The organism is Aliarcobacter vitoriensis, from assembly GCF_003316695.1.
In the GTDB taxonomy this organism is placed as follows: domain Bacteria; phylum Campylobacterota; class Campylobacteria; order Campylobacterales; family Arcobacteraceae; genus Aliarcobacter; species Aliarcobacter vitoriensis.
Genome location: NZ_PDKB01000013.1, coordinates 25,774 through 45,726, shown reverse-complemented (window position 1 = coordinate 45,726; position 19,953 = coordinate 25,774). Strand labels below are relative to the sequence as shown.

Sequence of the window (19,953 nt, the reverse complement as noted above, 5' to 3'; positions counted from 1 at the left end):
TTTGTTTAGGTTTGCGGTGCAAACTGATATCTTGATTTATACTTCAATTTACTTTCAAGCAATATCTTTTATCAATCTTATTTTTTATTGTTAAGGAGCAAAAATGGAATTTTTGCAAAGTTTAAAGGCTTCCCTTTCAAGATTTTGGTCGCCAATTCCTGCTGTTATTGCACTTGGAGTTTTAAGTACATATTATTTTGGAATAACTGGAACTTATTGGGCGGTTACAGGTGAATTTACTAGATGGGGTGGACATTTTCTACAACTATTTGGTATTGATGTTTCAACTTGGGGTTATTATCAACTTATGAAAATAGATGGAAATATATTCACAAGAATTGATGGTGTTATGATTATTGGTATGTTTGCAGGTTGTATTGCAGCAGCTTTTTGGGGGAATAATGTAAAGTTTAGATTACCTTTAAATAGCATAAGAATATGGCAAGGTCTAATAGGTGGTATCATAGCTGGATTTGGGGCAAGACTTGGTATGGGTTGTAACTTGGCAAGTTTCTTTACTGGTATTCCACAATTTTCATTCCATGCTTGGGTATTTACAGCATTTATGATTGTAGGAGTATATTTTGGAGTAAAAGTCGCACTTCATCCATTTTTTCAATCAAAAATCAAAATGCAAAAAGTATCTTGTGCTAAACCACTTGAACACAATGAAGAAAAAGTTAAAAAATTCTTTACATTTGGTACTTTTGCATTTATAGCTATTATTATTTGGGCTTTATACTTAATATTTGTTGTAAATAGTGCAAAACTTGGTATGGCTATGTTATTTGGTGCATCTTTTGGGCTTATTATTGCAAAAGCACAAATTTGTTTTACATCTGCATTTAGAGATATTTTTACAACTGGAAGAAGTGAATTAGCAAAAGCTATCATTATAGGTATGGCGGTAGCAACTTTAGGTGTATTTGCATTTATTATGATGGGACAACCTGCAAAAATATTCTGGACTGGTCCAAATGTTGTTATAGGTGGATTACTTTTTGGATTTGGTATTGTTCTTGCTGGTGGTTGTGAATGTGGTTGGATGTATAGAGCTGTTGAAGGTCAAGTTCATTTTTGGATAGTTGGAATTGGTAATATCATAGGAGCTACACTTTTAGCATTTGTTTGGGATGATATAAGTCCAACATTAGCAACTTCTTGGCCAAAGATAAATCTACTTGAAAGTTTTGGAAATTATGGTGGATTAATAGCAAATTATGGATTGTTGTTATTGTTTTTTATTTTAATTTTAGTTTTAGAAAAAAGATATTTAAGAAAATCAAGAAATAGATAAAGGAAAAATTATGGAAAATAAACAAATAGTTCCAGATTATAGAATAGATATGCAAGGTGAACCTTGCCCATATCCAGCGATAAATACTCTTGAAGCAATGAAAGAGTTAAAAGATGGAGAAATATTAGAAGTTATTAGCGATTGTCCACAAAGTATAAACAATATCCCTGCTGATGCTAAAAATCATGGATATAAACTACTTTTAGTTGATAGCGATGGACCAACTATAAGATATATTATTCAAAAATAATTTTGATTTAGATATAAAAATGTTTCTTCTATATATTAAACGTTTGAGATAGCAAAAAACGGACACAAATAAGAAAAGAATTTTGAAATTCTTTTTTTGTGTTTCAATATGTAACAAGATAGCTATTTTAATTTACTCAATTATTTATAATTTTATATATAGGATTCAAAGTTTTTGCAATTGCTTCATGAACTTGAAACAAAAGATTATCTTCAATACACCCTAGTTTTTTATAAAATCTATTTGTAGATAAACTTCTTACTTGAAAAGCATCAGCAGAAGAAGTTTTTATCAAACCATTATCTTTGTTTGGTTCAATTTTGGTCATCCATAGAACTTGTTTAAATTTGTCTTGCCATCCAGTAATTGGAACAATAGTTCTAAGTTTTAGAATTCCAACACTATTACTATTAACAACCAAACAAACTCTTTTTTTACTCATCTCATCTCCAATAGTGGGATTAAGATCAACTTCCCAAATTTCACCTTGAAGTATATTCATAATATATCCTCCTCAAAATTTGTCCAAGATTTTAGTTCTTCATCTTCTTCATAAATATCAGCCATAATTTCAGCAGATTTTTTTAGCTTTTCAGCTTCTCTTTTTTGGTAATATTCTTTAAATATCTCAATATAAACATTGTTTAATGAAGTTTTTAATTCATCTTTAACTTCCAATGCCATATCTTTAAACTCTTTTGGAAGATTATTAACTGTTATTTTTTCACTATAAAGTACCATCTAAATCTCCTTATATTTTAATGGCATATTATACCATTACTTTATATAAATCTGAATCTGATTATTTTAACTTACTCAAAATATCATCTATATCTAAACTCATTTTAGAAAAAGCAAACCATTTTTTACCCAAATCCTTTAAACTAGCACCCAAATGATATATCTCTTTTTTATCAAGTATTAAAAATCTATCGTGTGAATTTTTAAAAGTTATTAACTCTATATTTTTATATTGTTTTTGATATTTCTCAAAATCTAAATTTAATTGTTTTGAAACAGTATTTGTATAAATAGTAAAGTTTATATTTGGATATTTTGAAAATAGAGTAAAAACTGTATCATCGATATAATTATCTATTAAAATAACTTCTTTTTGTGATAGTTTTAATAAATCATTTATAAATTTGTATGAGTCATATATTTGCCCATCATAAAATATACCTTCTGATGGTTTCAAATTTTTATCTTCAAATTTATTTTCAAGTTTTAATATTTTATTTTTTAAAAAAACTACATCATTTTCTAAACTTAAAAATCTTTCATTTGTAATTTTCTCACCATTTATCACATATCCATTTTGGATATAACTTTTCAAAATAGATGTTGCCCATTGACGAAATTTTGTGGCTTTAATAGAATTAACTCTATAACCAACAGATATGATTATATCAAGATTATAGTGTTCAACATTTCGCTCAACCTTACGATTTCCCTCTTTTTGAACTATTAAGAAATTCTGAATAGTTCGATTTTTCATAAGTTCTGCATCTTTGTAAATAGCTTTTATATGCATATTTATATTTGGAACTGTTACATTAAAAACTTCTGCAATTTGCTTTTGTGTAAGCCAAATAGTTTCACTATCAACAGAAACTTTAATTTCTAGTTCTCCATCATTATAAACTACTAAATTTGATAAATCTTCCATTTTTTATCCTTATGATAACAATTATAAGATTCTATCATAAAAAGAAAGATTGGATAAATAATATTACATTTTGTAAGATTTTATTTATACCCTTAAGTATGAGTTCCAAAGTAAAAGGGAAAGTATATTTTTATATCGAAATTTTAATCTCAAAATTAAATAAATACTTTGAAACCCACACCTAAAAGTACAAAGAGAGCAAAACTCTCTTTATATTAAATATTTAAAACTCCATTTTCATAGAAAAAGCAACAGTTCTAGGAATACCTGAAGACCATGTTGTAGCCCAGTAATCTTTTCCAGTTAAGTTTGCAACATTTAGATTAAAAGTTGTAGGAAATTTATCGATTTTTGTTTTATATCTTAAACCTGCATCATAAATAGTATAACCATCAATTTTATTTTCATTTAAAGCATCTTTATATTTACTTCCAGAGTGATATGCACCTCCAGTTAAAGTTAAACCTTGAACCATTGGGATATTATATTCTGCATAAAGTTTTGCTAATACACTTGAAACTCCTGTTGGTTTTTTACCCTCTCGTGCTTTATCTGTTGCTTTATCAACTTCCACATCCATAACTGTTCCACCTGCCATAACTGTTAAATCATCTGTTATTCTTCCAGTTGCTAAAACTTCTAAACCTTGATGTATTTGTAATCCATCTTGACTTATTGTTATTTTATCATTACTTCCTTTTTCATTATAAGTATTTGCCTTTTCTATTCTAAACAATGCTGAACTTAATAATAAATTTTCATTAACAGCATATTTTGCACCAACTTCATATTGTTTACTTACGAATGGGTCAAGAATTTTTCCTGGGTCATTATACTGAACTGGATCATCAGGAACTGTACTTCCTCTTGTTAAACCTTCCATATAAGTTACATAAGTTGTTAAATCTTCAAATGGTTTAAAAATTAGTGAAACTGTTGGAGTAAGTTCTGATTTATCATATTTTGAAGTTACATTACCTGATAAATTAAAATTTTCAGTTTCAACTGTTGTATAATTTAAACCAACTAAAGCACTAAAGTGTTCATTAAAAGTTATATCATCTCCAATAATTATATTTGAATTTGTAGATTTACTTGATTTATATTTTTTACCATAATCCCAACCAGCATTTAGTGTTGATGGTTTACTCCAAGACATCAAATCATTTGGATTTGTAAATCTAGGTGAACCATTTACCCACATAGAGTTATTTTCATATCTTTTTACATCTAAAATATCTCCAGATGCTCCAAAAGTAAGTTTATGTTTAACACTTCCTGTATTAAATTCACTATCTAAATAAGCATATGCACCTTGTGCAATATTCCAAGAAGGAGCCTCTTTTGAAATTGATCCAGTTGCAAAAGTTGAGTCATCAAAATAATATGTTGGATATGAACCTAATGCTTCTTGTTTATCTTTTTTATACATATAGGCACTTCTAAAAGTGAAAATATCATTTATATTCCAAGTTGCATTTAAACCAACTCTATCTGTTTTAGTTTCACGATATGTCCAATCAGGAGTATAAGTTTTGTCATTTTTTAATGGTTTTATCCATTCTCCAGTTCCTCCATTAGTATAAAATAAAGAATCTAAACCCTCAATTTTATAATAAGTATGTGCAGCTTCTAATTGAAGTTGGAAATCATCTGTTACATTCCAATCTAATGCTCCACTAACTAAAGTTCTTTCCACATTTTGATTCTTTTTAGCTGTTTCTCCATCTTGATGAGCAACATTTAATCTATATGCAAATTTACCTTTTTCATCTATTTTATTGCCTAAATCAAGATGTCCAAACCATTGTTCTTTTCCATAATTTCCTAAAGTTAAATTTGTAAGTCTTTTATATGTCGGTCTTTTAAGTACATAGTTTGTTGTTCCACCTATTCCTTCACCTCCTGAAACTCCATACATAAATCCAGTAAGTCCATTTATAATTTCAACTCTTTCAAGTTCTTCCATGGCAATACCAGTTGAAATAGAAGAAAGCCTTAATCCATCCATAATTCCAACTTGACTATGGAAACCTCTAAATGCAGCATAAGGAGTTCCATAAACTGAAGTGGGAGTCGAATTTTGAATAATTGGATTCATTTTATAGATTTGATCCATATCGCCTGCAATAGAATTTTCAATAAGTTCTTGAGGCATAACTGTCATTGAGTAAGGTGTATCTTGTAGTGATTTTTCTCCCCAAGGTCCAACTTGTTTGAGTTCTTTTACTACATATCCATTTTCAGCACTTCCACTTCTACCAGTATTTACAGAAACATCATCTAAAATATATGTTCCATTTATCACTTTTACAGAAGATACTTTTCTTATAACAATAGTATTGTCATTTATAATTGCTTCAAGGTCTGTATCTTTTAATAGCTCATTTAAAGCATTTTGTACACCTTCAATATCTTTGATATTTGGTGCTTTTTTACCATCTAAGATTCTAGTATCAACCATATATGTCATATTTGATTGTTTACTTATATCTTTTATTGCTTCCTCTAGTGAACCACCACCAACAGAAAAACTTTGAGACAATAGCTGACTACTCAAAACGATAGACAAACTTGTAGATAATACAAGCTTTTTTGAAAATTTCATATTTTCTCCCTTTATTTTAAAATTATCAATATGAGAATTAATCTCTATAAGTGTAGTCTAAAAAATTGAAAAAACCTGAAAGAATTTCGGAACAAATTTTTAAATTTGTTAAAATTTATTGGAAGACAGCAATTTTATAGGGCTTTAATAAAAAATATCTTTTAGAATATATTGTTTATAAATATAAAATATATTTGATATAACAATCATAACTTATCATTAAAGGATATATTATGATCGCATTAAATCAAAAAGAATTACTACAAATGTAAATACAAATTAGTTTCTAAGAACAATCTTTTTATCATCTACATATTGAACTTTTATAGGATAAATCATAGGTAAAAGCTTTGTGAATTTATCAAAATCATATATATCAAACTCTCCAGTTATTGGAAATTTATCATTTTTTGTTACTATAAATTCAATTTTTTTATCAAAATATCTTTGAAATTCATTTAATACATCAATCAATGGAGTTTGATTAAAAATAAATTTTCCATTTTCCCAAGAAGCCATTTTTTCAATTACTACTTGTTCTAGCTTTGCAATTTCTCCATCATTTGATATTTCCAAAATATCACCTTTTTTTAGCTCTGAAACTTTTAAATCATTATGATTTATATCTACAATTCCATCTAAAACAGCTATATTTACACTATTCCTTTTTTGATTTACTTCAAATTTTGTACCAACAACTTTTACTAAAATACCATTGCTTTGTACATAAAATGGTCGTTCTTTATTTGGACTTACTTCAAAGATAGCTTTTCCAGATTTTAAAAAAACCTCTCTTTTATCTTTTGAATATTCAACTTCAATATTTGTTTTTACATCAAGAGTTATTTTTGAATCATCTGGCATTAAAATATCTTTCATTATGATATTTTGTGAATATATTTTTTGCGAGTAGTTGTCCTTGAAATAAGAGATATATACAAAACCAACTACCAAAATACAGGCTGCAAGAGTTGATATTTTTTTTATTTTACTTAAAAATCTTTCTTGTCTTAACTCTTTTTGTACTTGCTGCGATAATCTTTGTTTATCTTGTTTTGGTATTTTTGAAAACATCTGTCTAAATGCTTTCTCTTTTTCAAATACTGCTTTATTTTCTTCTATACTTATCCACTTTAAGAATTCTTCATCAGAGTATATATCTTTTTTTTCTTGTTCACAACTCAAGTAATATCTAGCTTTTTCTAAAATTATATTTTTATTTTCCATTACTTTATACTTCCATTTTCCAAATTCTCTTTTATTTGGTTACTTGCCATACTTATATGTTTATCTACTGCATTTACAGTTATATTCATCATTGTAGCAACTTCTTCTCTTGAGTAACAATCAATAAAATGCAAAGTAAAAGCTTGTCTTCTTTTTTTAGGTAGCTTTTCTATTTCTTGCAATAAAAGTGCTGTTTCTTCATTTTGTATCATTATTGTTTGTATATCATCACTTTCTTCTATGTGATAATCTTCTTCAAAACTTATTTTATCCATTTTATATTTTTCTTTGTATACATCATACATAACATTTTTGGCAATCCTAAATAACCAAGCTCTCTCATTTTCAACATCTACTTTTTTAGCACTTTTATATGCTCTTGTAAAAGTTTCTTGAGTTATATCTTCTGCTATATCTTTATCTATAACATTTTTCCTAACATATTGAAAAATTTCATCATAGTGTGCTGTCATTGTTTACTTTATCCCTTAAAATAACAATTATTATAATTGTAAGATGCAAATTGTAGCTAAATTTGAACTATACTCTTATTAAATTATTCAAAAAAATTTACTTTATATAAAGCTAAATCTTTAGAAGATATAATTAACTATTACTCTACTTATATATTTTCACTAAAATATTTATATTTGAGATTCAAAAATAGGAATTTATAATTTGAAAAAAGATATTAATCGAAAAACCTTTACTTATAGCTGGTTTATATTCTCTATTTGTATAGTTATAACTATTGCTTTAATTCAAGGTTATTTTGAATATAAAAATGCTGTTGGAAATGCAACAATCAAAACAAATAATCTTACAATACTACTTACAAAAAAATTAGAAAATGATTTTGAAGAGATTGATAATATATTAAAATTTGCAGAAGATATAATATTAACTCTACCAAAAGAGAATAAACTCTTTTTAGAAAACTCTTTTGAACAAAAAACAAAAATAGTTTCTGAAAAATTTAATTATTTGATAAATAATTTTGAAGATATTGATAATATAAGCTATGCAAATCCAAATGGAGAGATTATTTATTCTTCTAGCCAGTTAAATTTTAATATGGATTTAGCCAATAAACCATATTTTCAAGACCTAAAAACTAATACAAGTTTGACAAAAACTTTTTCTAATATCATAGTTTCTCAAAATAAAGAACAGTTCCTTGCTAGACTTCATGCAATAAAAGATGAAAATGGTAACTTATTAGGTGTTCTAATAGCATTTATAAATATGCATACTATAAATAATACTTTAAGCTCAATAAATATAGGGGAAGGTGGCGTATCACTAATAAGAAGTTCAGATAATTCTGAATTAATATCAAGATACCCAATGACCGATAATCTTGAAGTTTATAAACCATTACCACCAAGTAACCCAATATTTATAAAAATAAAAAATGGTGAAAAAGCAGGAGGTCTTGAATATATAGCTTCAACAGATAAGCATAAAAGAGTTGGTAGTTTTATAGTAATGGATAAATATCCATTTTATGTACAAGTTGCAATATCAGAACAAGAGTATTTAGAACACTGGAAACGAAATTTATTGATAGTTGCTATTTTAATAATTTTATTTATTTTGATAGCTTTTTTAGTATTTATAGCCATTAAAAAAAGTTATAAAAAAGAACAAACAGCTATTATTGAACTAATGAAAACTAGAGATTTTTTAATTACTGAAAAGAACCGTTTAGCAAATATCATAACTGGAACAAATGCAGGTACTTGGGAATGGAATGTACAAACAAATGAAGTTATATTTAATGAAAAATGGGCAAATATGATAGGTTATACATTGGACGAAATTGAACCAACAGATATAAATACATGGATGAAATTTGTACAACCAGATGATTTAGAAAAAAGTAAACAGCTATTAAGAAAGCATTTTAACAAGGAACTAGATTATTATGAATCAGAAATGAGAATGAAGCATAAAAATGGTTCATGGATCTGGATAAAAGCAAGAGGAAAAGTAATATCTTGGAATGAAAAAGATAAGCCTATCATAATGATGGGAACACATATTGATGTAACTAAAGAAAAAATATTAATCCAGGAAATGGAACTTGTAAAAAATAGATTTGAGAATATGTTTAAAACACATTCATCAATAATGCTTTTGACTGATCCTAATAATAGAAAAATAATCGATGCAAATCAAAGTGCTATTGATTTTTATGGTTATACTATCGATGAATTAAAGGGAATGGATATTTCTAAAATAAATCTATTAGAAGCAAAAAGTATAGAAGAAAAACAACAAGAAGCGAAAGGTTCAATAAAAAATCTATTTATATTTTTTCATAAATTAAAAAATGGAGATATTAGAACTGTTGAAGTTCACTCTTCTCCAATAGAAACAAATAGTGGTGTTATATTATTTTCAATTATAAAAGATATTACAAAAGAGCAAGAACTTAAAAATGAGATTTTAAAAGAAAAAATAAAATTTCAAACATTTATAAATCTATCTTCAGATGCAATTGCAATATTAGACATAAATACAGGAAAACTTTTAGAATATAGTAGACAAACCAAAAAATATTTAGGTTATAGTGATGAAGAAATGAAAAATCTTACGATCTTAGACTGGGATAAAGATATAAAAAATATTGAAGAATATAGAAATAATATTGTTTCTATGATCGGATATGATACAACTTTTATAGAAAGAGTACATAAACGAAGAAATGGTTCGTATTATGATGCTGCGATTAGTCTTGTAAAAATAACACTAGATGGAGAAGATTTTATATACTCTTCAGCAAGAGATATAACAAATGAAAAACTTATACAAAAGAAACTTCAAGAATCTTACAAAAATCTTGAAAGATTGATTGAATCACAAGATAATATTGTAATACTAACTGATGGTGAACAAATAAAATTTGCAAATCAAAAATTATTTGATTTTTTAGGATTTAGAAATCTTAACGATTTTAATAAAAAGCATAAATGTATTTGTGAATTATTTATAGAAAAAGATAATTTCTTTTCTATTAAAAATGATACTTGGTTAAAAGAGATTAAAATACTTGAAGAATCAAAAAGAATTGTTGCAATAGCAGGAAAAGATTTTCAAGAACATGCTTTTTCTGTAAAAATGAACAATTTTGATGATGAAACAATGATAGTAAGCTTTACTGATATTTCTCAAACTATTTCAAAAAATATATATCTTGAGAAAAAAATTATGCATGATAAACTTACAAATGCCTATAACAGAGAATTTTTTGATAAAAACTATAAAAATTTAATTAATAAGTATCACACAAATGATTCTAATCTTGCAATTGCTATGCTTGATATTGACCATTTTAAAGCAGTAAATGATACTTATGGACATGATATTGGAGATGATGTTTTAATAAGATTTGTAGAAATTATAAATAAATCTTCTAGGCAAAATGATATTTTAATTCGTTGGGGTGGAGAAGAATTTATTTTAATTTTACAATTAAAATCTCCAAATGATCTTCCAAAAATACTTGAAAATTTGAGAAAAACAATTGAACAATATAATTTCCCAAAAGTTGGTCAAAAAACTTGTTCATTTGGAGGAACAATATATCAAAATGATGAAGATATCCTTAAAACCATTAAAAGAGCAGATGAAGCTGTATATGAAGCAAAAGCTGCTGGAAGAAATAAAGTAATAATTATATAGTTTTTTGTATAATCACACTTAATTTTTTACAAAAGGAATAAGATGATAAATTTGATAAATAAAAAAGATAATGTTTTTGGAGATGATATTGCTTTTGTAGAAAATTGGGATTTTTCACATGCAAATTTGAATGAAGAAAATCGAATAAGAGCAATAACTCAAGTAGCTTCGATTTGTTATCAAAATCCAAAAGCATTAGGAAGCGAAAGCCTTTATAATAGACTTATGGCTGAAAGTATGGGATTACCAAGTTCTAGTTTTGAATTTGTACCAGTATTACTAGATTATGAAAATCCTAAACATAAAGAGATTTTAGAGTTAGAATATTCAAACTCTAAAAAATTTGGTGAAATTTTAGATGATAAATATTTACTTACAAATTATAGAGCTTTAGTTTATGATTTTGAAAATGACAAAGATAAATTTAGCTTTGATATACGAACTATTTTTAATACAAAAGAAGAGTGTGAAATTATAAAAGAGCATTTCAAAGTATTTTTATTTAAAGTAGATTTTCCAACAAGAAGTCAGATGGTAAGACATAGAGTTTGTTGGCAAGAACTTTCAAGACGTTATGTAAGTGGTAAAAAAGTACCTTTTGAGTTTTATGTAAGTGAAAAATTAAAAGATAACGAAAAAGTGCAAAACTTTATAAAAGAGAGTGAAGAGTTATATTTTGAATTATTGGAAAATGGTGTAAAACCACAAGAAGCAAGAAGAGTAATTCCTCAAATGGGATATACTCAAATTTGGGGAGCATTTCAACCAAAACAATTGGATAATTATTTCAAATTAAGACTTGATAATCACGCACAATGGGAGATAAGACAAACTGCACTTGCTATGCAAGAGCTTTTAGGATGAGTGCATTAGAAATTGCTGATATTATAGGAATAATATCTTTTGCATTAAGCGGCTTTTTGATAGGAGTCCACTGCAAACTTGATATTTTAGGAGTTTTTATCTCTGCATTTTTAACTGCTTTTGGTGGAGGGATGACAAGAGATGTTTTAGTAGATAGAACTCCTTATGTTTTTACTTCAAATCTTCCACTTAGTCTTGTAATTGCAACTGTTTTAATAGCAATGCTTTTTAAACTACACAAAATCACAAATTTAGAAGGGAAATGGGCATTTGTAATATCAGATGCCATTGGACTATCATCTTTTGCAATAACTGGTGCAATTATAGCAATAGAGAGTGGTTTTAACTTTTTAAGTGTAATAATGCTGGCATTTATAACTGCTGTTGGTGGAGGAACAATAAGAGATGTATTGATAAATCGTATGCCTTTTATATTGGTTTCGGAGTTTTATGCAACAGTTGCTTTGATTATTGGTTCTATGGTATATATTTTAGAAATATTTGAAATGAGAAACCTTATGACACTCATCATAGTTTTTGTATTTGGTGTACTTTTAAGAGTTTTTGCATATTATAAAAAGTGGAATTTACCAACTTTATCAAAATAAAAGGAGTTATTATGGCAAATAGTTTAACAGTGGTAGAAAAAGAATTAGTTGAAAAATCATTTAAAGAAGTAAAAGATTTTAGACAATTAGGTGAACAAATAACTGCTCCAATAGATTCAATCATAGATGAAACAGCAAAAATCATAGAAAATGACCCAATAATGGATGTATCAAAAGTTTTAGAATCTATGAATAAAGAGATGAATGTTGTTTATGATGAGATTATAGATAACGATAGTGGGGTGATGAAGTTTTTTAAAGCAATTCCAGTTATTGGAAATGTTGCAAAATATCTTGATGATAAATGGGATGAGCAAAGTTTTAATATCCAATCAATTAATGGAAAAATTTCGACAATATTTAGTGGTTTTGACCAAGCTTACACTTCTTTAAATATTTCTATTGATATGCAAAACAATTTTTTAGAAGGAATTGAACAAAATTTAGGAAAAGTTATCGACTATAAAGAGTATTTAGATCTAAAACTTGAAGAGTTTAAACAAAATTTACAAACAAATCAAGATGATGATAAAACTAAACTTTTTGTAAAAAGTATTGAGTTTTTTCAAACAAATCTAGTAGTTTTAATAGGTAATTTAGAGATGGCAAAAAAAAGACTTCTTGTAAGACTTGATTCGGCTAGAAAATTATCTTTATCAATGAATGCTTCAAAACCAATATTTAAAACACTTTTATCAACAGCAATTATTGAAATTTCAGGACAAAAAGCAATAGATGCTTCAATGGCAACTATTGAAGCTATGAGTAAAACAATAGATAAAATGTCTTCAACTTTAACTGATGAAGCTATAAAAAGCAATAAAAAGGCTGAAGAGTTATCTTCAAAACCTGTATTATCTTTAAATGTTTTTGTAGAAAATGTAAGTAAATTAAAAACTCATTTTGAAGAGATTGAAGATTATAGAGCTCAAGTTGCTATCGAAGCTAAAAAAGAGCAAGAAAACTTTGATAATGCAAGAAAAAGTTTGGCAAGTATAAAACTACTTAATAAACAACAAAGTGATGAATTAGAACATATTTTAAGTAAATAATATTAATGTACCAAAAAGATTATTTAAATAAAGAAATAAGAGAAGAGATAGAAAAAAAGGGATTTAGTATATATAACTATATCTCTTTAAAAGAGTTACTTCTTACAGTAAATAAGGATTATTTATCAGTTATTACTGCTTTAAATACTCCTTTATTTGTTCTTTTTATAGTTGTTGGACTTATTAATCAACTTCTTTTAGTTTCTATGGTTTTTATTATTTATGGATTTATTTTTATATATTTAATAGCTAAACTTTTATTTAGAACTTACAAATTTTCACAAATTACAAATATTATATATACTCGTAAAGGTTTAGTAATTGGTAATAGAATTTTTCACTATAAAAAAGATGAAGAGTTAAGAGTTTTACTTTTAGATTATGAAAAATTATTTGATGAATATTTATCAAAACCGTCGAAATTGGGTGAAAGTATTAAATTCTTACAAAAAGGTTTAGTAGAAAATTTCTCAGAAAAATTCTCTAAAGTATCTCAAATAAGAGGTAAAAATGCTGGAATAATTGTTGTTTTGGTTATTTTTTATGCTGTAACAACTTTTATTTTATATTATTTAGGTTTTATTTTAGGCTTTTTTCTATTCTTTGTTTTCTCATTCTTTATAAATTTATATTTTAAAATCAATAAATCAGTAGAGTTAAGAATCAAAGATAATATGACAATTATTGATGATAAACTAAAAAAATTAGATGAAATTTATCTTTTATTAAATAAAGAAATAGGAACTTTTCAAGATGGAGAAATCTCTAATTTAAGCAATAAAATAGATAAAGATATGAATATTTTTTATGAAAATATCAACAATATTTTAACTCAACAAGATACACTAAAAAATATTATAGAACAATCAATATATAAAGATTTTATAGATTTTGAATATTTAGCTTTTTATATTAAAACACAATTTAATAAACCACTAAAAGATGTTATAAATCTTATGGAAAATTATTTGTTCAAAGTAAATTCACAAATATCTGAAATAGAAACTTTTATTAAAACAAATAACTCTTCAGAAAAATATCAAGTTGAACAAAAATTAGTAAATCTTCAAGCTATACAAAAGAATATCAATCTATATTTGGATAAATTAGAGTTAAGTTTACAGTAACAAAAATATTTTAAGGGGAAAATATGATAAAAAAACAAAGTTTTGTATTAAAGCATATTTGGAATAAATAATTCTATGCACACAAAATATTATCTAAACCAAGAAATAAAAGAAGAGATAGAAAAAAAGGGATTTAGTATCTATAACTATATCTCTTTAAAAGAGCTACTTTTTACTGTAAATAAAGACTTCTTATCAATTGTTAATCATCAATATTTTACAATTATATATTTATTACTTATGATGACAATTATGTTCCCTTTATCTTTTGTAGTTATGCTTCAAATAAAAAATCCTTTCACCATATTAATATCTATACTCGTATATGCTGTTTTTATTTATAGTTTAATTTATGTATATTTGATATATAAACTTTTATTTAGAACTTATAAATTTTCAAAAATTACAAATATTCTTTATACAAAAAAAGGTTTGATAATTGATAATAAAATCTTTCATTATGAAGAAGATAGTAAACTAAAAAATTTGCTTTTGGATTATGAAAAACTATTTGATGAATACTTATCGAAACCATCAAAACTCTCTGAAAATATTAATATTTTCAAAAAAAATATTTCAGATAATATTACAAAAGATTCAGAAGGCAAAAAAGATTATTTTTCGTATGGTTTAATATTTATATTCTACTATTTAGGAATCATTTTAGGTTTTTTCTTCTTTTTTATATTCTTCTTTTTTATCAGTTTATATTTTAAAATAAATAAATCAGTAGAATTAAAAATAAAAGATAATATGACAATTATTGATAATAAAATAAAGAAATTAGATGAGATATATCATTTATTAAATAATCAAATATCTACTTTTAAAGATGGGGAAATATCAAACCTATCAAAAAAAATAGATAAAAATATGAATAAATTTTATGAAAATATAAATACTGTTTTAACTCAAAAGAATTTACTAACAAAGATTATTGAACAGTCAATTTATAAAGATTTTATAGATTTTGAATATCTAGCTTTTTATATCAAAACACAATTTAATAAGCCTTTAACTGATGTTATAAAGCTTATGAGTGATTATAAATCAAAAGTCGATAATCAAATAAATGAAATAGAAAATTATCTAAAAAATAGTAATGAAAAAGAGAACTATCAAGTAGAGCAAAAATTGATAAATCTTCAAACTATTCAAAAAAATATCTCTATTTATCTAAATAAATTAAAGATGAGTTTACAATAGACAAAACTCATTTTTAACTTTTCATTTACCTTTAAAAGATACAATCCAACAAAATTTTTTAAGGAAAAAATATGATAAAAAAACTACTTTTAGCTACATTTTTAGCTCTTGGATTAAATGCTGCTCCATTGGCAGTTGAGAGTACAATTACTGATTTAAAAATCAAAGACCAACATGAAGTTGAAAAAACTATTGATGCAAATGTAAAAACTATACTTTTTGCAAGTGATAAAGGAACAAGTGATTTATTAAGAGATTATCTTTTACCATTAAGTGAAAAAGAGAATATTTTAGAAAAAAATTCTGCTGTTTATGTTGCTGATATTTCAGGAATGCCAAGTCTAATTTCAAAATTTATAGCTCTTCCTAAAATGAAAAAATACCCTTTTTCAGTTTTACTTTTAGATGATACAAATAAAGATAATTTTACTAAAGAAGATGGAAAAATAATCGTTTATAATTTAGAAGATGGAAAAGTTACTGAAATAAGAAAAATTTCTACTACTGAAGAGTTATCAGAAATTATAAAATAAGAAGTTTTAGCTCTATGCTAAAACTTTTTTAAATGCCTCAACTATTGCAATCTTTTCTAAATCTTTTATTTTAGTCTCTAAAGTTTCAGCTGTTTCATTTTCACTTAATTCTAACTCTTTTATTAGTATTTTTTCACCTTCATCGTAATTCTCATTTACATAGTGTATCGTAACACCTGATTTTTTCTCACCATTTTTTACAACTGCTTCATGAACAAAATGTCCATACATACCTTTTCCACCATAAATTGATGGTAAAATTGCTGGATGAGTATTTATAATTTTATTTGGAAAAGTTTTAAGTAAATTGTCCTCTATTTTTTTCATATATCCAGATAAAAATATATAATCACAAGCAAACTCTTTTAATGTTTGAACTATTTTTAAATCCAAGTTTTCATTTGGAAACAGTTTTGAGTTTATAACAAAACTTTTTATACCATATTTTTTAGCTTTTTCTAAAACTCCAGCATCACTATTATTTGTGATGATTACTTCAACTTTTGCATCTAAAATACCATCTTCTATCGCTTTTTGGATTGTTTCAAATCCACTTCCATTATACGAAGCTAAAATTCCTATTTTTTTCAATCTTTATCCTTTTATTCTTTGAGAGTGAGTTAATGCTATTGCTATAGCATCTGTAATATCTAGTGGTTTTATCTCTTTTTTTATTCCAAGCAATCTTTTTACCATAAATGCTACTTGTTCTTTTGTAGCTTTTCCATTTCCTGTTACTGCTTGTTTTACTTGAAGGGGTGTATATTCACTAAAATTTCCAAAATTTTGAAGTATTTTTAATGAAATAGCTCCACGAAATTGTGCAAGCTTTATAACTGTTTTTGGGTTAAAAGCATAAAACATATCTTCAATAGAAACCTCATCTATTTTATGAGTTTTAAATATCAAATCAATACCTTCTGTCATCTCAACAATTTGTTCTTGTAAAATAGTAGTTTTTATCTTGATAAGCCCTGCTTCTATAAGTTTTATATCTCTTCCATTTTTTTCGATAACTGCATATCCACAATTTCTAGTCCCTGGGTCAATCCCTAATATTTTCAATATTTCACTCTTTTCATCAAATAATTATTCACTTATTACAAAATGCCATTATATCGTAATTTTAACATATATTTTTATACAAAAGAAAAAATTTATTCACAACTTATTCACTATGTGTAAAAATAAAATATTTTCTAATTTTAATCTCTTTTTCCTTTCTTGAAGCTATTTTATAAAAATTTTCGATATAATAAACACTTATTACAATTAATTTTTAGGTTTATATGACAAACAAAGAGTTTTTAACAATTATTCAAAAAGAAGCAAGTAAAACTGATTTTGATAGATATTTAAAACAGTTGATACTAAAAAAAGTATCAATTGAAGAAAATCTAGCTACATTTGAAGTAGCAAATAAATATATAGCTTCTTGGATAAAAAGCAAATATACAAATCTTATTCAACAGTGTTTTGAAATGTTTGATGGTTCAAAACCAGAAATTGATATAAAAATAATTGGCGAAAAAAAGACAAAAAAAGATATTCAAAATATACAAATTCAAAATCAAACTCCCGAAAGTACTATACTAAATCCATCTTATACATTCGATTCTTTTGTAGTTGGTCCATCAAATCAAATGGCTTATAATGCTTCATTAGCCGTTTCTACAAAACCAGGTATTCAGTACAATCCACTTTTTATTTATGGTGGAACAGGTTTGGGAAAAACACATATTTTACAAGCTATTGGAAATCATGCTTTAGAAAATGATAAAACAGTAATCTATGTAACAATAGAGCAATTTATGAATGATTTTACATTCTCTATAAAAAATAAAAATATGGAACATTTTAGAGCAAAATATAGAAATTGTGATGTTTTACTTATAGATGATATTCAATTTTTAAGTGGAAAAGAACAAACTCAAGAGGAGTTTTTTCATACTTTCAATGAACTACACAATGCAAAAAAACAAATAGTAATGACAAGTGATAGACTTCCATCACAAATTGCAGGTCTTGTAGATAGATTAAAATCAAGATTCGAATGGGGATTAACAACTGATATTCAAATTCCAAGATTAGAAACAAAAATTGCTATTATTGAAAAAAAATCTGAACTAAATGGAATCAATTTAAGCCGTGAAATAATAACATTTATAGCTACAACTTTGGATAGTTCTATACGAGAAATTGAAGGTGTTTTAATACGAATAAATGCAAGTGCTTCACTACTTAATCAAGAAATAAATCTTGCAATGGTACAAAATCTTTTAAAAGACCAAATAAAAGAAAACAAAGAAAACATCAAACTTCCAGATATTATAAATACAGTTGCAAATGAATTAAATATAAAACCAAGCGATATTAAATCAAAAAAAAGAACAACATCAGTTGCAAATGCAAGAAGAGTTGTAATATATCTAGCAAGAGAACTAACTCATAACTCTATGCCTGATATTGCAAAATTTTTGGAAATGAAAGATCATAGTTCTATTTCTCATAATATTAAAAAAACAAATGAACTAATGAAAAAAGATGAAAATTTTAATTTAACAATTAAGAATTTAAAGAATAAATTAATCAATAAGGAGTAAAAGTTTTAAAGTAAAGTGTGAAAAGATGTGAATATATTTTAATATTTAATCACTATTTAAAATATCGATTTTATAGTGTTTAAATGGATATTTTCATCTTTTCACATACACTACTACTTTTACTAAATTAAATAAAAAAATAGGAGAAAAAATGAAGTTGGTAATAAACAAATCTACTTTTGAAAATGTTGTAAGTTCAATGCAACCATTTTTAGAGAAAAAAGATTCAAGTGCAATAACATCTCACATATATTTAGAAACTATAAACAACAATCTAATTATAAAAGCTACTGACTATGAAATTGGTTTAGAAACTATATTGGATAATATAAATGAAACAATAGATGGAAAAACAACTGTAAATGGTTCAAACCTATTAGGAATAATTAAAAGATTAAAAAATGAAGATATTATTTTAGAATCTACTTCAAATAATTTAGTTATAAAACAAGGCAGATCAACTTTTAAACTTCCAACTTATGATGCAAATGAATTTCCAAATATAAATAAATATGAAAATCTAAAAGATTTATCTATTACTACTATAAATTTTATAAATGCTATTAAAAAAATATCTCCAGCAATAGACAATAACAATCCTAAATTTGAACTAAATGGAGCATTATTAGACATAAAAAGCCAAAAAATAAATTTTGTATCAACAGATACTAGAAGACTTGCTTTATCACATTTAGAAAATATGGCAAATGAAGAAGCTCAATTAATTATTCCTAAAAAAGCAATTATTGAAATTCAAAAATTGTTTTTAGATAATGCAAAAATATCTTATGATAATACAAATTTAGTAATTGCAAATGAAAATACAAAATTCTTTACAAAGTTAATAAATGGAAAATTCCCTGATTATGAAAGAATTATTCCACAAACTTTAAAAAATACTTTATATATTCCAAAAAATATATTTGTAGAGTCTATTAAACTTGTAACTTCATTGTTTTCAAATATTAAAATCACATTTAAACAAAATTCTATTATCTTCGAGTCTTTAGATGAAGATAGTGTTGCAAATACTCAAGTTGATATGGAACTAAATATTCCAAATGATTTTTATTTAGCTGTAAATGCAAAATATTTACTTGATTTCTTAAGTATGACAAATAGTGAAAAAATAAAAATTGGATTTAATGAATCAAATTTACCATTTTACTTAGAAGATAATAAATTCATTACAGTAGTAATGCCAATAGTTTTAGAAAAATAA

The 19,953-nt window shown here is 25.4% G+C and carries 19 protein-coding genes; 11 read left to right on the top strand and 8 right to left on the bottom strand.

The genetic code is table 11. The features are described 5' to 3' along the window. Window positions 1-103 precede the first annotated feature (103 nt). Both yedE and yedF read left to right on the top strand, forming a co-directional pair. A complete protein-coding gene (yedE, locus tag CRU91_RS08160) occupies window positions 104-1,297 on the top strand; it encodes a selenium metabolism membrane protein YedE/FdhT (protein ID WP_113894737.1) in 1,194 nt (397 codons plus the stop codon). Between the two features lie 10 nt (window positions 1,298-1,307). Further along, complete coding sequence (yedF, locus tag CRU91_RS08155) at window positions 1,308-1,547, top strand: sulfurtransferase-like selenium metabolism protein YedF (RefSeq protein ID WP_113894736.1); 240 nt, start codon at window positions 1,308-1,310, stop codon at window positions 1,545-1,547. Window positions 1,548-1,683: 136 nt separating this feature from the next. Here the strand turns inward: yedF and CRU91_RS08150 are convergent, their stop codons facing one another. From CRU91_RS08150 to CRU91_RS08125, 6 genes are all read right to left on the bottom strand, one after another. Continuing rightward, window positions 1,684-2,049, bottom strand: coding sequence for a type II toxin-antitoxin system PemK/MazF family toxin (locus CRU91_RS08150; protein WP_113894735.1), 366 nt, complete (start codon window positions 2,047-2,049; stop codon window positions 1,684-1,686). Next, window positions 2,046-2,288 (bottom strand): hypothetical protein, encoded by a 243-nt coding sequence (locus CRU91_RS08145; protein WP_113894734.1) that lies wholly within the window; start codon window positions 2,286-2,288, stop codon window positions 2,046-2,048. The genes CRU91_RS08150 and CRU91_RS08145 overlap by 4 nt, the downstream gene beginning before the upstream one ends. Before the next feature lie 61 nt (window positions 2,289-2,349). Beyond that, window positions 2,350-3,216 (bottom strand): RhuM family protein, encoded by an 867-nt coding sequence (rhuM, locus tag CRU91_RS08140; RefSeq protein WP_113894733.1) that lies wholly within the window; start codon window positions 3,214-3,216, stop codon window positions 2,350-2,352. A 223-nt stretch (window positions 3,217-3,439) separates the two neighbouring features. Further along, window positions 3,440-5,824 carry a TonB-dependent siderophore receptor gene (locus tag CRU91_RS08135; RefSeq protein ID WP_113894732.1) on the bottom strand — a complete coding sequence of 795 codons (2,385 nt, stop codon included), beginning with the start codon at window positions 5,822-5,824 and terminating at the stop codon, window positions 3,440-3,442. Window positions 5,825-6,103: 279 nt separating this feature from the next. After that, the gene (locus tag CRU91_RS08130) at window positions 6,104-7,051 is read right to left on the bottom strand and encodes a FecR family protein (RefSeq protein ID WP_113894731.1); all 948 of its coding nucleotides are present in this window, start codon (window positions 7,049-7,051) and stop codon (window positions 6,104-6,106) included. Continuing rightward, window positions 7,051-7,524: an RNA polymerase sigma factor gene (locus tag CRU91_RS08125; RefSeq protein ID WP_113894730.1), complete on the bottom strand. Its 474-nt coding sequence runs from the start codon at window positions 7,522-7,524 to the stop codon at window positions 7,051-7,053. The genes CRU91_RS08130 and CRU91_RS08125 overlap by 1 nt, the downstream gene beginning before the upstream one ends. Before the next feature lie 205 nt (window positions 7,525-7,729). Here CRU91_RS08125 and CRU91_RS08120 point away from each other — a divergent pair, with 205 nt between their 5' ends. The 7 genes from CRU91_RS08120 (at window position 7,730) to CRU91_RS08090 (ending at window position 16,128) form a co-directional block, all read left to right on the top strand. Next, a complete protein-coding gene (locus CRU91_RS08120) occupies window positions 7,730-10,738 on the top strand; it encodes a diguanylate cyclase (RefSeq protein WP_113894729.1) in 3,009 nt (1,002 codons plus the stop codon). A gap of 42 nt (window positions 10,739-10,780) precedes the next feature. After that, on the top strand, window positions 10,781-11,602 hold the full coding sequence (locus CRU91_RS08115) for an FAD-dependent thymidylate synthase (RefSeq protein WP_113894728.1): 822 nt from the start codon (window positions 10,781-10,783) through the stop codon (window positions 11,600-11,602). Then, window positions 11,599-12,210: a trimeric intracellular cation channel family protein gene (locus tag CRU91_RS08110; RefSeq protein ID WP_113894727.1), complete on the top strand. Its 612-nt coding sequence runs from the start codon at window positions 11,599-11,601 to the stop codon at window positions 12,208-12,210. The genes CRU91_RS08115 and CRU91_RS08110 overlap by 4 nt, the downstream gene beginning before the upstream one ends. A gap of 11 nt (window positions 12,211-12,221) precedes the next feature. Continuing rightward, complete coding sequence (locus CRU91_RS08105) at window positions 12,222-13,262, top strand: hypothetical protein (protein WP_113894726.1); 1,041 nt, start codon at window positions 12,222-12,224, stop codon at window positions 13,260-13,262. Between the two features lie 5 nt (window positions 13,263-13,267). After that, entirely contained in the window at window positions 13,268-14,389 is a 1,122-nt protein-coding gene (locus CRU91_RS08100; RefSeq protein ID WP_113894725.1) for a hypothetical protein, read from the top strand. A gap of 75 nt (window positions 14,390-14,464) precedes the next feature. Further along, window positions 14,465-15,595, top strand: a complete 1,131-nt coding sequence (locus tag CRU91_RS08095) for a hypothetical protein (protein WP_113894724.1) — start codon at window positions 14,465-14,467, stop codon at window positions 15,593-15,595. 71 nt (window positions 15,596-15,666) lie between these two features. Then, window positions 15,667-16,128: a hypothetical protein gene (locus CRU91_RS08090; protein ID WP_113894723.1), complete on the top strand. Its 462-nt coding sequence runs from the start codon at window positions 15,667-15,669 to the stop codon at window positions 16,126-16,128. 12 nt (window positions 16,129-16,140) lie between these two features. Here the strand turns inward: CRU91_RS08090 and purN are convergent, their stop codons facing one another. Both purN and ruvC read right to left on the bottom strand, forming a co-directional pair. Then, entirely contained in the window at window positions 16,141-16,719 is a 579-nt protein-coding gene (purN, locus tag CRU91_RS08085; RefSeq protein ID WP_113894722.1) for a phosphoribosylglycinamide formyltransferase, read from the bottom strand. Between the two features lie 3 nt (window positions 16,720-16,722). Further along, entirely contained in the window at window positions 16,723-17,193 is a 471-nt protein-coding gene (gene ruvC / locus CRU91_RS08080; protein ID WP_113894721.1) for a crossover junction endodeoxyribonuclease RuvC, read from the bottom strand. Window positions 17,194-17,417: 224 nt separating this feature from the next. On the opposite strand from ruvC, the gene dnaA reads away from it, so the two are divergent. Both dnaA and dnaN read left to right on the top strand, forming a co-directional pair. Next, window positions 17,418-18,731: a chromosomal replication initiator protein DnaA gene (dnaA, locus tag CRU91_RS08075; protein ID WP_113894720.1), complete on the top strand. Its 1,314-nt coding sequence runs from the start codon at window positions 17,418-17,420 to the stop codon at window positions 18,729-18,731. A 151-nt stretch (window positions 18,732-18,882) separates the two neighbouring features. Next, window positions 18,883-19,953: a DNA polymerase III subunit beta gene (gene dnaN / locus CRU91_RS08070; RefSeq protein ID WP_113894719.1), complete on the top strand. Its 1,071-nt coding sequence runs from the start codon at window positions 18,883-18,885 to the stop codon at window positions 19,951-19,953.